The 14,447-nt window shown below is 46.7% G+C and carries 16 protein-coding genes and 1 other annotated feature; of the genes, 5 read left to right on the top strand and 11 right to left on the bottom strand.

From position 1 onward, the window contains the following. Positions 1 to 250: 250 nt before the first annotated feature. From rplL to R2J37_RS02330, 9 genes are all read right to left on the bottom strand, one after another. Entirely contained in the window at positions 251 to 628 is a 378-nt protein-coding gene (gene rplL / locus R2J37_RS02370; protein ID WP_230107241.1) for a 50S ribosomal protein L7/L12, read from the bottom strand. 43 nt (positions 629 to 671) lie between these two features. Continuing rightward, on the bottom strand, positions 672 to 1,238 hold the full coding sequence (gene rplJ / locus R2J37_RS02365; protein WP_316266122.1) for a 50S ribosomal protein L10: 567 nt from the start codon (positions 1,236 to 1,238) through the stop codon (positions 672 to 674). Positions 1,239 to 1,295: 57 nt separating this feature from the next. Next, positions 1,296 to 1,440 (bottom strand) — a sequence feature (ribosomal protein L10 leader region). Between the two features lie 152 nt (positions 1,441 to 1,592). Further along, the gene (locus R2J37_RS02360; RefSeq protein ID WP_316266121.1) at positions 1,593 to 1,736 is read right to left on the bottom strand and encodes a glycerol-3-phosphate responsive antiterminator; all 144 of its coding nucleotides are present in this window, start codon (positions 1,734 to 1,736) and stop codon (positions 1,593 to 1,595) included. 29 nt (positions 1,737 to 1,765) lie between these two features. After that, a complete protein-coding gene (locus R2J37_RS02355) occupies positions 1,766 to 3,439 on the bottom strand; it encodes a recombinase family protein (RefSeq protein WP_069989194.1) in 1,674 nt (557 codons plus the stop codon). 77 nt (positions 3,440 to 3,516) lie between these two features. Beyond that, the gene (locus R2J37_RS02350) at positions 3,517 to 3,690 is read right to left on the bottom strand and encodes a transposon-encoded TnpW family protein (protein WP_002604472.1); all 174 of its coding nucleotides are present in this window, start codon (positions 3,688 to 3,690) and stop codon (positions 3,517 to 3,519) included. Positions 3,691 to 4,145: 455 nt separating this feature from the next. Then, positions 4,146 to 4,388 (bottom strand): helix-turn-helix domain-containing protein, encoded by a 243-nt coding sequence (locus tag R2J37_RS02345; RefSeq protein ID WP_002604473.1) that lies wholly within the window; start codon positions 4,386 to 4,388, stop codon positions 4,146 to 4,148. Beyond that, positions 4,372 to 4,809: a sigma-70 family RNA polymerase sigma factor gene (locus R2J37_RS02340; protein WP_003502131.1), complete on the bottom strand. Its 438-nt coding sequence runs from the start codon at positions 4,807 to 4,809 to the stop codon at positions 4,372 to 4,374. Before R2J37_RS02340 ends, R2J37_RS02345 begins: the two co-directional genes overlap by 17 nt. A gap of 473 nt (positions 4,810 to 5,282) precedes the next feature. Beyond that, positions 5,283 to 6,266 carry a 23S rRNA (adenine(2503)-C(2))-methyltransferase RlmN gene (rlmN, locus tag R2J37_RS02335; protein WP_002584956.1) on the bottom strand — a complete coding sequence of 328 codons (984 nt, stop codon included), beginning with the start codon at positions 6,264 to 6,266 and terminating at the stop codon, positions 5,283 to 5,285. A 16-nt stretch (positions 6,267 to 6,282) separates the two neighbouring features. Continuing rightward, a complete protein-coding gene (locus tag R2J37_RS02330) occupies positions 6,283 to 6,468 on the bottom strand; it encodes a cysteine-rich KTR domain-containing protein (protein ID WP_003431289.1) in 186 nt (61 codons plus the stop codon). A 398-nt stretch (positions 6,469 to 6,866) separates the two neighbouring features. Between R2J37_RS02330 and R2J37_RS02325 the strand changes: the two genes are divergently transcribed. The 5 genes from R2J37_RS02325 (at position 6,867) to R2J37_RS02295 (ending at position 10,653) form a co-directional block, all read left to right on the top strand. Further along, on the top strand, positions 6,867 to 7,223 hold the full coding sequence (locus R2J37_RS02325; protein ID WP_002584957.1) for a helix-turn-helix transcriptional regulator: 357 nt from the start codon (positions 6,867 to 6,869) through the stop codon (positions 7,221 to 7,223). A 201-nt stretch (positions 7,224 to 7,424) separates the two neighbouring features. Next, on the top strand, positions 7,425 to 7,754 hold the full coding sequence (locus R2J37_RS02320; RefSeq protein WP_002584958.1) for a plasmid mobilization protein: 330 nt from the start codon (positions 7,425 to 7,427) through the stop codon (positions 7,752 to 7,754). After that, entirely contained in the window at positions 7,715 to 9,049 is a 1,335-nt protein-coding gene (locus tag R2J37_RS02315; RefSeq protein ID WP_174095811.1) for a relaxase/mobilization nuclease domain-containing protein, read from the top strand. Before R2J37_RS02320 ends, R2J37_RS02315 begins: the two co-directional genes overlap by 40 nt. 235 nt (positions 9,050 to 9,284) lie before the next feature. After that, positions 9,285 to 10,436 carry an IS91 family transposase gene (locus R2J37_RS02300; RefSeq protein WP_463510212.1) on the top strand — a complete coding sequence of 384 codons (1,152 nt, stop codon included), beginning with the start codon at positions 9,285 to 9,287 and terminating at the stop codon, positions 10,434 to 10,436. Positions 10,437 to 10,476: 40 nt separating this feature from the next. Then, positions 10,477 to 10,653, top strand: a complete 177-nt coding sequence (locus R2J37_RS02295; protein ID WP_164488446.1) for a hypothetical protein — start codon at positions 10,477 to 10,479, stop codon at positions 10,651 to 10,653. 166 nt (positions 10,654 to 10,819) lie between these two features. Here R2J37_RS02295 and R2J37_RS02290 read toward each other — a convergent pair whose 3' ends face one another. Beyond that, positions 10,820 to 11,029, bottom strand: a complete 210-nt coding sequence (locus tag R2J37_RS02290; RefSeq protein WP_002584960.1) for a transposon-transfer assisting family protein — start codon at positions 11,027 to 11,029, stop codon at positions 10,820 to 10,822. Positions 11,030 to 11,033: 4 nt separating this feature from the next. Beyond that, positions 11,034 to 14,381 carry a YodL domain-containing protein gene (locus R2J37_RS02285; RefSeq protein WP_002584961.1) on the bottom strand — a complete coding sequence of 1,116 codons (3,348 nt, stop codon included), beginning with the start codon at positions 14,379 to 14,381 and terminating at the stop codon, positions 11,034 to 11,036. Positions 14,382 to 14,447: the final 66 nt, after the last annotated feature.

Genomic DNA, 14,447 nt, shown 5'->3' with positions numbered 1-14,447 from the left:
GTTTTGCCGAGAAACCCCGATTTTTACTACATTTCCGCACATATGGCCCCATCTGCATGCAGACGTTTCCACAATAAGTGCACCATATATGATACTACAAATAGCGAAGGGGTGTCAAGGATTTTTTAATCGGGGACGTAACAAAGTTTAAAAGTGTTACGTGTCAGATTGCAATATACCCCGGTCAAAACTGAAAAAGACCGCTTCCAAGCTTTCGCTCTTCCGCGGTCTGTTCTTCGTAGAAGTGAAATTATTTAAGGTTAACTTCTGCTCCTTCGCCTTCCAGTTTAGCCTTGATTTCTTCAGCCTCAGCCTTGGAAACACCTTCTTTTACTACCTTCGGTGCTCCGTCAACTAATTCTTTTGCTTCTTTCAGTCCAAGTCCTGTAAGCTCACGAACTACTTTGATTACTTTAACTTTGGAAGCTCCTGCAGAAACTAATTCTACATCGAACTCATCTTTCTCTTCTGCTGCTGCAGCTCCATCTCCAGCTGCTGCTGCAACTACAACGCCTGCTGCTGCAGATACGCCAAATTCTTCTTCACATGCTTTAACTAATTCATTTAATTCTAATACTGATAATTCTTTGATCGCTTCGATCATTTCAGCTGTTGTCATTTTAGCCATTTCTTTGTCCTCCATTTAATTTCTTTTTCGTTCTTAAAATTGATTACTCCTCAGCCGGAGCTTCTTCTGCTGCCGGAGCCTCTGCCTCTGCAGGAGCTTCAGCTGCCTCTTCTGCTGGAGCGGCCTCTCCGCCGTTCTCTGCAATCTGCTTAATAACACGAGCAAAGTTTGTAATAGGTGACTGTAAGCTTCCAAGCAGCTTGGAGAGCAGTTCTTCTCTTGAAGGAATCTTTGCAAGCTCTGTAAGTCCTGCAACGTCATATACAGTACCTTCTACAACTCCACCTTTCAGTTCAAGAGCTTTGGCATCTTTTGCAAATTTGCAAAGGATTCTTGCCGGAGCTGTCGCATCATCTTTGGAAATAGCAATAGCGCTTGGTCCTTCCAGATGCTCCTCCAGAGCTGCAAACTCTGTTCCTTCAAAAGCTCTCTTCATCATTGTGTTCTTGCAGACTTTGTAGATCACGCCAGCTTCTCTCATCTGTTTACGAAGCTCTGTATCCTGTGCAACAGTCAGTCCACGGTAATCAACAAGTACAACTGACTCTGCGCCCTGGATATCGTCTACGATAGCCTGTACGACAGGTTGTTTTAATTCAACTTTTGCCACGAATGGTGCACCTCCTTATTAGATTTTGGTTTTTGCACCGCCGATGGATTTAATTCCTATTACAGTAAAAAACCTCCGTGCCCAAAGACACAGAGGGATTATAAATTCATACGTTACGTACTAAATCCAATCTTCCTCGGTAGGCGTTTTTATCCTTACGCTTTGCAGCACCTACTGTCTTCGGCAGTTACGATGGTACTTTAGCACATTATACCAAAAATGTCAAGCTTTTATTTGTATTAGTATATACGGTTACGATTCACAGCTGTTTCAGACCCGGAAGCATGCGCGTTGTGCTTGCACAAAAGCACTTGCTTTCAGGTCTGAAACGAGACTGTGAATCGTAACCGTATATTACATATCCCACACCGTATGATTCGTGCTGCAGATAGCAATTGCTCCTGCTTTCAGATTCTCTATCACCAGCTGCCTGTCACATACAAGTCCTGCTGCAATGACAGGCCCGTCATGCTCCTCTACTGCCCATTGTACTACCATCGGCCATCCCGGAACAATATTTGCTGGGGTTAGATAGCGATACTTTTTACATCTACCATGTTACGGCGGTCATGGTTGACAACTTGCGTCGGCTCCTGCTCGGTATCAACCTGTCCGACAAAGCTGTAATGGATTTCGATTTTCCGGGTGTTGGTTTCCCGGTCTAATTCATGTATCAAAATACGGTCGATAAACTCATGGACGTTTTCATAGGTCAATTCCTGTATGTCGCTGTATTTCCCGACAATCTGAATAAACCTTGATATATCCCTTTTTCGCTCGGTAACGGTTGCGATCTGCTGTTGTAACTCGTCTATCCTTGCGGCAAGGGATTTCTTTTCGTCCTCGTAGCCGGAAGTTAGAAACACAAACCGTTCATCTGTCAGTCTGCCTAATGCGTTGTCCTCGTACAGCTTGCGGAAAAGCGTGTCAAGTTCGGTCATACGCGCCTGTGCTTTGGAAAGTTCCTTTTGCTGCTGCGCTAATGCCTTTCTCGCTTCCATGTCGCCGTACTCGGTAGCTTTACAGATAAAGTCCTGTTCGTGTTCCTTAACATACTGCAAAACCCGCCGCATATCTTCCAGCACTAAATCAAGAAGTACGTTTTTGCGGATATAATGAGAGGTACACTCGCTGCCTGTCCTTGCCCTGTTGCGCCATGCGCCGCAAGAATAGGAAAACCTGCGCGGCTCGATATTTACGCCCTGTTGGTAATACATCTTATGTCCGCAACCAGCGCAAAACAGCAAGCCGGAAAAAATATCAATCTCCGCTGCTTTTGTCGGGCGGTGGCGGGTAGCAATCCGCTTTTGCGCAAGTTCAAAGGTTTCCTCGTCAACAAGCGGCTCATGGGTGTTTGGGAAGAAATAGCGTTGTTCTTCTTCGTTCTTCCGGGTCTTTTTCGACTTGTAGGATACCTTGTGAGTTTTCGCGGTTATGGTATGCCCTAAATATTCCTGCCTTGCTAATATGTCATAGAGCGTTTTGTCCGGCCAAGTATAGGGGGCGATCATTGCCCGCTGATACCGCGCCTGTCCTGTGCGCTGATAGCGCAACGCTCCAATCGTCAAGACTTTGTTTTCCGCAAGCCATTTTTGGATTTCGCACATACGCACGCCGCTAACAAACATAGCGAAAACCTGTTTGACAATCGGCGCGGTTTCCGGGTCGGGTATAAGGTGGTGGCGGTTGTTCGGGTCTGGGATATAGCCGTATGGATATTCCCCGTTGACACGCTCGCCTTTTTGCGCCTGTGCCTGTTTAACTGCACGGATTTTCTTGCTTGTATCGCGGGCGTAAAACTCGTTAAACCAGTTCCGCAAGGGGGTAAACTCGTTATCCTCCCGCGCTGTGTCAACTCCGTCGTTAATCGCGATATAGCGCACTCCGTTTTCGGGAAATACAATCTCTATGAGTTCGCCCGTTTTCAGATAGTTTCTGCCAAGACGGGAGAGGTCTTTGGTAATAACCGTCGCCACTCGTCCGGCTTCCACTTCCTGCAACATCGCTTGCAGCCCCTCGCGCTCAAAACTCACGCCGGAAAATCCGTCGTCCACAAAAAACTTTGTGTTCAAAAAATGGTGTTCGTCCGCATAGCGTTGAAGTATCATTTTTTGGTGCTGTATGCTTCCGCTTTCTCCGGCCTGCATATCCTCTTGACTTAAACGGCAGTAAAGGGCGGTGATTTTATTCGACTGTAACATTAGTCCTCCTTTCCGACAGCCGAATAAACAGGTATAATGTGTTGCTATCATTATACCATATCCCGCCGCCTAATGCACTACTCGGACGCTAAAAAGCCCGGATTTCCGGGCTTTTTCTGCAAATCCTTTACAATGAGTTTTTCAATCTTTTTATGGATTGTATCGGTTGCCTTTTCACTCGGCAACGCTTGAACAAGATAGGTGATTTTCCCTATTTTGCGTTCGGTTGTAATTGTCTGTTTTTTATCCATTAGAAAAACCTCCTTTTCCTGTATGGATAAACTATATTCGTCAAAAGGCAAAACGGGCGGTTGTTAGCTGCAACCTCACGGGAGTTTCACCCCGGCCCATGCTTATGGGTGCGCCGCGCAATACTTTGAGGGTGTTCAACGCGGGAGTATCATTGTGCCGCCTTGTATGTCGTCGCCCACAAGCTGCTAAACTTGTTTTACGGCGCGGTAGTTCTCGCTCGACTTTTCCCCAACGGGGAAAAGCGGTCATGGCGTACCCGCCGCCCGGCTCGGTACAGACGGAATGTACCCGTTGCCTGTTATGCTGCGCACCAAAGGCCGCTTTCTTTGTCAAGGAACAATAGGCTTTGTCGGCCTGTAACAGTACACCGTTTCCGATGTGCTGTTACGGAACGACAAATAGCCCATAACGGGAAGCGTGGAAAGGGGACACGCTCCCCGCATGGGCTAAAAGATTATCCTACATGAAAAGCAAGGGTGCGGGTAATAAGGCGCACTTGCAGCCTGTTACGCATTTCCTCGTCCACATAGGAATAGGTATTGCCCGCGTCGTCTTTCAGCGTGCGGGTACAAAGTTTCGCTATGTAACCCTCGTAATGCTTCAAGATCGCGCACATGGCGGTTGTGTCGCCGTTTGCCGCTGCGGAAATGACAGGGAACGGCAACAGATTTTCAGATTTCCTAACGGTATTCATCATCTGCTTTTCCCTCCAAATACTGTTTGATTTTCGCAAGCGCGGATTTCCTGTGCCGGAAAACCGTCGTGCGTACAACATTCAGCAGTTCAGCAATTTCCGCGTCGCTCATGTCCAAGAAGTAGGACAAAAGGATAATGTCGCGTTTCCTTTCGGGCAAAGCGTTAAGGGCTTCGGCAAGCAGTTCATTTTTGACGAGTACATCAAAGCCGGACACTTGAAAACGGAAATAATCGCTTTTGTATTCGTCCGTTGTGAAAAGCTGCGCGAGTTCGCTTTCGCTCAAATCCGAAAAAGGTACTTCGCGTGCTGCGCGTTTCGCAAGAGTGCGGCGGTGGCTTTTCGCTTCGCCAACCAAAGTTTTCTTTGCTAATGCGTCGTACTGATGTTGTATTCTTTCCTTGTCGGAAGAAGATAGCTCCATAGAGTTCACCTCCTTCCCGCGTGGAGTAGAGGACGGGAGTTAAGGGCTTGTCCTCTCTGCCCCTTTCGCTCCGTACCCGTTCGGGAGATGGCTCTTGAGTGCGTTTTTCAGAAAAAAGTTGAAAAAAGCAAAATGCGCCCGTCCGCAAGACGCGGACGAGCGCAAAGGAAATGTAAGAAGTATTTAGATGTATTGACAGTTCATACTCATAGCCGGAATATCCCGCTTGCGGAGCATAGCTTTTTTTGACCGCAAAGCATTAGGCGGGTTACAGTAAATAAAAATGGACACGGCGATACCTCCCCGATACCGCCGTATCCTTAAAAAAGGGCGACTTTAATACACTACCCGCAATCCATTCTATAATAGGGAACAGCGGCTTTTGCGCAATATTAAATAAAAAAGCCGATAACACATAGGTTTTTTGACCTAATGCGTTATCGGCTCTGCGTCTATGCGTCTGGCACTTTTAATCATTTTTTTTTGAATTTATTATATGTGTTAGCTAACTGTCCACAAGCCGCGTTAATCTCTCTGCCATGAGAAACTCTCATAGTAACTTCAAGTCCTGCTTGCTCTAATTGATGTTTGAATGCAACTATTTCCCGTTTCTGTGGTGCTTTAATTCTTGAATTGCTTGTTGGGTTGTATTGTAACACGTTAATCATAACTTTTTTGCCCCGAAACCATTTTGCAAGTTGTCTTACATCTGAGGGCCGGTCATTTATACCCGGTAAAAGCAAATACGCAAAGACAATTTTGCGATTATGCCTTTCAGAATAGGATAAGGCTTGCTTAACAACATCTTCAATAGCATATATGCGCATGTGAGGAATAATACGATTTCTTGCAGATTGTGTTGCTGCGTGTAAAGATATTGTCAACTGAATTTTAAGATGTTCCTCGCGCAATTTTTTTAATTGATCGACCGGACCAACTGTTGATATGGTAATGCCGTCGGTTGGAAAGTTGAGCCCATATCTATCTCGGAGAATATGGATTGCTTTTATCAAGTTGTCATAATTGAATAAAGGCTCTCCCATACCCATAAAAACGATACGGTTTACTTTTCGACGCAACAATATAATCTGTTGTACGATTTCTGACGATGTTAGATTACGAACAAAGCCATTTCGCCCGGACTCACAAAAAATACAACCAACAGGACAACCGACTTGTGTGCTCACGCAAACAGTTCCACCATCTCGCCGCTTGATAAAAACCGTTTCAATGTATTTGTTGTCTTTCAGTTCGTAAACATACTTTTCAGTATCACTGCTTTTGCAAATATTTTTTACCAACATTGATAGATTTTTTTTGCGTGGTAATTGCTTATATAATTCTTCATATAAGGCTTTTGCTTCATTCTCGCCAATAACTTCCGACATTTCTTTGTAAGTAAATCCGTATGGATCATTCCGTACTTCCGCAGGCGTATATTTAGGTAAACGTTTCATTTTTATATCCTTTCTTCTAAATAATAAAAGTTTGTTTTTCTGTATTTTTGATTACAATCTCTAATTTTTCTACATCAATGATATGCGTCAATTTGCATTTAGGGCAGAAAAGAGGAAAATCTTTTAATACAGTATTATGAAATACTTGAACTCTCGTCTTTCCGTTACAAATCGGACATTTTATCCAATATTTTTTAAGCATTATATTTCACTCGTCCTTTTTACACAAAAAAATGCAGGTCAATCCTCAACATGAGCATTGACCTGCATTTATAATGCACAGAGCAGTACAACAAAACTAAGGCATAGCTTGCACTATGTCTATACTATATCTATACGTCGTTAGTTTTTTGTATAGCATCCGCAAAATAAGCATGACAAAAAAGCCCATGTTGAAAATGGGAAAATCCTTTTTTTCAATGCTTATCTAATACGCATGCTATGCAACATAAACGCCGCCTCCTTTTACATAAATTTTATTTTATCAGAAAATCAGTCTACTGTCAATACACAACAGGAAGTATTTAACCTAATGATATGAATTGTGTGGACATATCCAAAAAGAAAGGTGAACTGTAAAATGTAACAGGGTGAATGAAAATGGCAAAAAGGCCCGTACCATTGTACGACTTTAAGGCTTTCGGGGCAGCTATAAAAGCCGCGAGAAATGAATACGGCGAGAGCCGCAAAAAGGTAAGCGACGAGTTATATATTTCCCCGCGCTACCTTGCGAATATCGAGAACAAGGGACAACAGCCGAGTTTACAGGTATTCTATGACCTTGTAACCCGGTATCATATTTCGGTAGATCAATTTTTCTTCCCGAACAGCAATGCGGAGAAATCCACCGGGCGGCGGCAGCTTGACGCGCTGCTGGACGGTATGAGCGATAAAGGCATACGGATTGTAACCGCAACAGCAAGGGAGATAACGGAAGTCGAAAAAGCAGAGGATTAACCTCACAATATGAGAAATCGGGAGATTGCAGCGCATGGCGGCTGCAATCTTTTTTTGCGTCCAAAATCAAAGGAACGCGCAACAAATACCGCCTTTCGGTGGGGGTATGGAGTAGATAGCAAGCACAGCAAACGAGTACCCGTTTGCGGAAAATGCTTGTTGGGATAATCCCAAACCCTTATACCGAAAGGCGGTGCGGAAATGGAAAACCGAAAGAGAAATATACAGATGAAGTTTTACGTTACGGAAGAAGAAAAGCGGCTGATCGACGAGAAGATGAAGCAGCTTCCCATAAAGCAGTATGGGGCATACTTCCGTAAAATGGCGATAGACGGGTATATTCTTGTCGTTGACCGAAGCGACACAAAAGCATATATCCGGGAACTGCAAGCGGTGAGCCGGAACATCAACCAAATTGCAAAACGCGCCAATGCGACGGGGACGGTTTACAGGCAGGATATAGAGGACATTAAAAAGGCGGTGGACGAGATATGGCGGTTACAAAGACGCACCCTATTAAATCAACCTTAAAGGCTGCGATAGACTATATCTTAAATCCCGAAAAGACAGACGGGAAGCTGCTTGCGTCCTCTTTCGGCTGCGGGCTGGAAACCGCCGATATTGAGTTTGCATGGACGCGGGAAGCTGCCGGAGATCGCGGCACACATTTAGGGCGGCACTTGATACAATCCTTTGCGGTGGGAGAAACCACACCGGAAGAAGCGCACAAAATCGGCATGGAACTTGCCGGGGCGGTATTAGGCGGCAAGTATGAGTTTGTTTTGACAACTCACGTCGATAAAGACCATCTGCATAATCACTTGATTTTCAACGCGGTTAGCTTCGTTGACTACAAAAAGTACCATTCCAACAAGCAAAGCTATCACTTTATCCGGCGCACCAGCGACAGGATATGTAAAGAGCATGGGCTATCCGTCGTCGTACCGGGACAGGACAAGGGAAAAAGCTATGCAGAATACACCGCCGAAAAGCAAGGGACAAGCTACAAAGCAAAGCTGAAAACGGCGATAGATACTCTCATTCCCCAAGTGAAAGATTTTGACGAACTGCTGCGCCGCTTGCAGGAAATGGGGTATGAAATCAAACAGGGCAAATACATTTCCTTTCGCGCTGCCGGACAGGAACGGTTTACCCGCACAAAGACGCTCGGCGCGGCCTATACGGAAGAAGCGATAAAGGAGCGTATCAAGGGCGTGTATGTTGCCAAAACAAAAACGCTGCGGGAAGATAAGAAAATCCGGCTTATCGTCGATCTTGAAAACAGTATCAAAGCCCAACAGTCGGCGGGCTATGAACGGTGGGCAAAAATCCATAATCTGAAACAGGCTGCTAAAAGCATGAACTTCCTAACCGAAAACAAGATTGAGTATTATAGCGAACTTGAAAGCAAGATAGCCGATATTATGACCGCTCATGACGCGGCGGCAAAGGCGGTTAAGGAAGTGGAACAGCGTATGTCTGATTTGTCGCTGCTTATCAAGCACACCACCACATACCGACAGTTAAAACCGATTTACGATGAATACCGAAAATCGCCGGACAAGGAAAAGTATCTGCGGGGGCATGAAAGCGAAATTATCCTGTTTGAAGCTGCGGCAAGGGCATTAAAGGAAATGCAGATAAAGAAGCTGCCCGATCTCGCCGCGCTGCGCAAGGAGTATAGAAGCTTAAACGACAGGAAAACCAAATTGTATGAAGATTATCGGCAAGCCAAGAAGCAAATGCAGGAATACGGCGTTGTCAAAAAGAACGTCGATAGTATTCTTTACCCGTCCCAAAGCAGGGCGCGGGAGCAGGAGCGATAAGGCGCAAAACATGGGGTGGCAAGTGGAATGTTAAGGGCTGAAAACGCCTGTGTTTCTGCGGCTTCCAGCGCATGAAAACGACATAGACGATAAAGTATATTCAAACCCGCAAAAACGGCTTTCTAATTGTCCACGCAAGGATAAAAAATAGGCTTCGCCTATTCAACTCCCCTACCCCTCAATCATGAGGGGATAGGGGGTTTTCTTTTGTTACTTTTTCTTGCATAATAGACTTATGAACATCTTACAAAGAATCTTTGCAGACCATTATGAAGAAATTAAATATACTCTTCATCCCAGAGAGACTGAGATGGAAAATATCAATAAGATGATCAACTGTGGTGATCCTTCTTTTGGCGGTGCCATGTACAATTGTCCGCACTGCGGGAACTTCAAATTCGTTCCTTTCCGCTGTCACAGCCGTTTTTGCCCTTCATGTGGCAACAAATATTCTATGGAACGCACCACCAGTATGTCTTTCAAACTCGTTAGCGTCCAACACCGCCATTGCGTTTTTACTATTGATGAAAATCTCCGCAGCTTCTTCCTTCAGGACCGATCTCTTCTGAACTGTCTCTTCCATTCCGTCTCCAGTGTAATATCAAGGATGTTTTTCAATCTAAACCATGCCCAAAATTTTACTCCCGGCTATATCATGGTCCTTCATACTTTTGGCCGCGATCTCAAATGGAATCCCCACATTCACTGCCTCCTTTCCGAAGGTGGCTACAGTAATGACGGCTTCTGGCGCCATGTAAAACACTTTAACTACAACTATCTGCGCAATGCTTTCCGCACGGCTCTTCTCAATGAACTGGAAGACCGGATTGGACCTTCTTTCAAAAAAGTGAAAGCGAAATGTTACACTCAGCATAAGCAGGGCTTCTATGTCTATGCTAAACCGAATCTCTGCGATCCGAAAGTAGTGGCTAAATACATCGGCCGCTATCTTGGCAGGCCAGTAATTGCCACTTCCAGGATTGACCGGTATGACGGAGATATCGTTACTTTCCACTATAACCGTCACGAAGATGAACAGTATGTGGAAGAAACTTTGCCTGTTATGGATTTCATAAAACGTCTCATCCGACACATCCCGGAAAAACATTTTAAAATGATCCGCTATGGCGGTCTGTATGCAAGGCACCGCAAGATTGATTCAAAACTGCACCGTGTCATCTCAAAAGAAAAGCATAGGATATACCGCAGCTTCACTCAATGGAGAACATCTCTTTTTCTCTCCTTCGGATATGACCCCCTGTATTGTTCCGAGTGTAATCATAAAATGGAGTTCTTGGAACTTTATTACAACCACAAGCGCGTACCTCTCGAAGAAATGTACGAGAAAGTAATGTCCAAATCTCGTGGAAAGCGTTCCTCCGCGTAGAACCGTTGTGATATAATCCTCTCAAAGGAGGTTGCTTACCATGAAACCAGATATTGAGGAACTGCGCAAAAAGTACATAGAGAATCCACCCGAAGGAATGACATCCGAGGACATTCGCCATATGAGCGAGGATGACCTTCTGGATATGGATTATTTTCTGAATGAAGACGACCCTTTTGACGATTTGTTTGGAGAAGAAGGTTTTTATATCTTCTAAATCTAACCATCGTCCTATTGTCATGCCCACTCCCCTGTTGATTTAACATATGTTCGATCAGTAGGGCTTTTTCCCCCTTATCCAAAAATCGGAATTTCCTATAAAGCAAAAAAAGAACAGGGGCGCGGTGCCGGAAATCGGCAACCGCGCCCCTGTTCTCTATGGGCTATTCCTCGTCGGTCAAGATAAACTCCCTTTCGGAAAACTCGCTGTCCGTCATGGCTTGCAGCTTGTTCACCGCTGCGGCGGCAAGCTGGCGCATATCCTCGTCCATGTAGGGCATGGCGGCAAGGATATTTTCAAGCGTTGTTTCCCGGCTGTCCTCGGCGTAGATCGCAACAATGTTTTCTTCCTCAATGGTAAAGCGGGTATTCATGCTATCAAACCTCCAAATCCTTTTTATGCTCTTTCTGTTTATCTTTCGGCTGCTGCGCCGCCTGTTTCTTGTATTCGTCCAGCTTCTTCAAAATGGACGGTTTTTTCTGCGGCTGTTCCCGTTTCTCGGCTTTTACCGCTTTTGCAAGGTCGGTAACGGAAATCGCTTCCCCCGCCTTTGCCCGCTGCTCAAAATCTGCAACGGTGGGCGTTTGCGGCGTATTGTTGATAAGCCCGTCAAAATTGTTGTCGTTCTGCTCTATGGTGTCCTCGACGTGCTTTAAGGGATTATCCCGCTGCGGCTGCTCGGCGGCTATGGCATAAGCCTGTGTGCCATTCCCCATAATGAGATACTTCCCGTCCTCCGACGCATGGTGAAAACCAAATCCCGCCGCTTCGATCTGTTCACGGCTCATATCGGTAATATGAAAATTGCCCCTCGGCGTTCTAACGGTTTCACCCGTCAAAAGGCTGTCGGGGGTCGCTTCCGGCTGCTGCTTTTCAAGCTGCCCGTCCTTGTAGGAATATCCTTGCGCCGCGATTGCTTCAAGGGTCTTGCCCGTAACGTCGCCATAAATCCGCTTGTCTGCGTCAACCAGCATTTGCAAAGTGTCTTGTACGGTGTCGGACAAGGCTTGCTGCTGTTCGGGCGGCAGCTTGTCAAATACGGGGGTCTGCTGCTCCTGCAAAAACTCCGGCACTTGCTGAAAACCGATACTGTCTACATAGTGGGCGGTGTCCTCGTCGTTCTGATGAAGCACAACAATGTCGGAAACGGAAAGGCTATGCCCCTTAAAGTCGGCGGGGTGGTCGATATTAAACCTTTCCCAAATGTCGCCCAGCGTCATATCCTTTGTAAGCGGTGCAGTATAGACGAGTTCATAATTTACCCGGTCAATGGTAAGTCCAGCCGCTTGCAGACGGTCATAAGGCTCAAAGCGCAAGTCCCTTGTTTCGTCCCCGCGCTTTAACTGATAAATGGAAAAGGTATCGCCCTGCTCCTGCTCGGCTTGCCGCTGCTGCTGCAACTCGGTAAAATGCCCCTCAATCTCGGTAATGAGTTCCTTTGCGGTGGTCTGTATTGTTTCAAGGGACGCTTTTAACTCGGTCATTTCCTTGCCGCTGCTCCAACCAGCCACATAGCCGAAAGAGTAATCGGAAGTATCAAGGCCGAAATGCTGGCAAACCGTATAAGCGACGCTTTCCGCTTCTACCTCGCAGGTATGGCGGTCAACGCGGTTTTGCTGCTCCGGCGGGGCGTTTAAGTCTACGTCGTGCAGCTTCGCATGGGCGATTTCGTGAATGGCGGTCTTTACCGCCTGTAATTCACTCACGCCCTCTTTGATTGCAATACGCTTGTCGGTCAAACTGAAATACCCATTTGCGCCGTTTGTGATCTGCTCAAATGCAATCGGGACGGGGGACGCTTTTTCAAGGGCGGCGAAAAAATCCTCGTACTGCTCCACATCGGCAAGCAGCGGTTTAACGGAAAGGTCGGGAAACTCCTTGCCCTCGGTCTGCGAAATATCAAAGACGGTTATAACCTTAAAGGCGGGGACGGTGATTTCCTTTTCTTCCTTTACCACTTTTCCCTCGCGGTCAAGCATGGGCTTTCTCGTTTCGGGGTCGATTTTATCAACCAGCTTTTTCACCTTGTAGGGCGCGGGGGCAAAGATTTTAATGCCTTTCTCGCCTTTCTTTACATGGCGGTCAAACTCCTTTTCCCATTGACGGAAGCCCATTACCAAATTGCCGCCCTGCATAGCAATTAGGATAGTGTTATTCAAACTATAATCATGGAACTTTGACATAGCGGTTAGAAACTCTTTGTAGCGGTCGCTGTCAAAAATCGCCTGTACGCCCTGTTCCAAACGCGCGGTGATCTCCTTTACCTTTTCGGCGGGCTTTTCGGAAGTAAGGATAATGGGGACGACGGGGCGGGGCTGCTGCGGCTCTGCGGCCTGTGCGTCTGCTTGCTGCGTTTCGGCTGCGTCCATATAGGCTTTGTCCTGTTCGCCGCGCTCCGGCTGCGGGTAACTCATAATGCGGTATTCTTCCGGCACTTCGCGCCCCTCAAACTGCCGTTCCCACTCGTCGCCGCTTTCCACGATATAGCCGTACTCGGTAAACGCGCCTTTTTCCTGCGCGGCAGCGTTCCTGCCAAAAGTAGAAAGGTCAATGCCGCCTTTCCATTCTTCGGGCATTTGTACCATGCCGGATTGATTTAAGTAATAGTCGCCCAAATCGTGGTAGTTATGTACTTCGGGGATATGGACGTAAAAATCCACGTTGTAGGTGAAGTCAATTACCTGTCCAATATTTGCAAGCCCGTTTTTCTGCTGCAAAGCTGCGTTCAGCTTGCCAACCTCGGCGGGGTCAAGCTGTTCGAGCCGCGCCGCAAGAAAATTGAGTTCGTCCACGTCGGCGGCGCATACCATTTCATAAGGCAAGGCAATATGTTTCTCCGGGTCGTCGGAATAGCCGCGAATGGAAAAATCCTGCGGGTTGTCGGCGGTAATGCCGACGTTCCGCATAGCTTCGTGCAACTGCTCCTTTGTGGCGGGCATATCCAACCAATAGCCGCCGGGGTCGCCCGCGTCAAAGCGGCTGCGGTTGCCTATCATAATAGAAAACTGTTCGCTCATGTGTTCACGCTCCTTTTCCTGCCCGGTATTTTCGGGGATAGCTGCCGCCTGTTGCTGCTGCGGGGGTTCTTCGCCCTCTATGGTGTAGTCCGGCATGAGCATACCGTTTACTTTGAAATAGTCGGCGTACTCCTGCGGGATAGGCGGGGAGATTTCCGTAAACAAGCGGTCATACGCTTTGATACGCCCATTCAGATACTTTTCCATAGCTGCCTTGTCGGTGAAAACCTTTCTATCTTGTCCGGCAATCTTCGCTTGGGTTCTGCTTGGGCTGTTGGTGCGCACGCTCCATGTAAGCGTCCATGAATACGGGATAGATTTCTGCGCTTCTTTGTCGTAGCGGGTATTCTCGTAAATGTAGTAATTCATCTGATATACCCGGTTGCTGCGAATATGGCGGTTATGCTCGGTGGTCTGCCACTCGTTAGCGGTGTGCTGGACGTGCGGCGTTCTCACATATTCAAGTGTTTTATCCAGCAAAAGCGTTCTTCCCGCCTGTTCTTCCCATGCGGCGGCGCGTTCTTTAAGGTCGTCAAAAATCGCCTGTTCTGCCGCCGCGCTTTCGCTGCGCATGGAAAGTAGCTGCGCAATCGGCAAGGAAGCATAAGGGGCAATCTCCCTGTCCTTTGCTTCAAAATATATCCGGCGTTCTATCCGCATGGTTTCGGCGGCTTCTAATTTGTCATGGTCGTATGAGGAATACGGCATATTCTTTCATCACGTCCTTTCTCGGTCATATAAGGGTTTGGGACTATCCCAACAAGCAAAATGCCC

This window comes from Claveliimonas bilis, assembly GCF_030296775.1.
GTDB classification, from domain to species: Bacteria; Bacillota; Clostridia; order Lachnospirales; family Lachnospiraceae; genus Claveliimonas; species Claveliimonas bilis.
The sequence above is the reverse complement of the archived record's forward strand: the minus strand, read 5'-3'. Positions and strand labels throughout refer to the sequence as shown.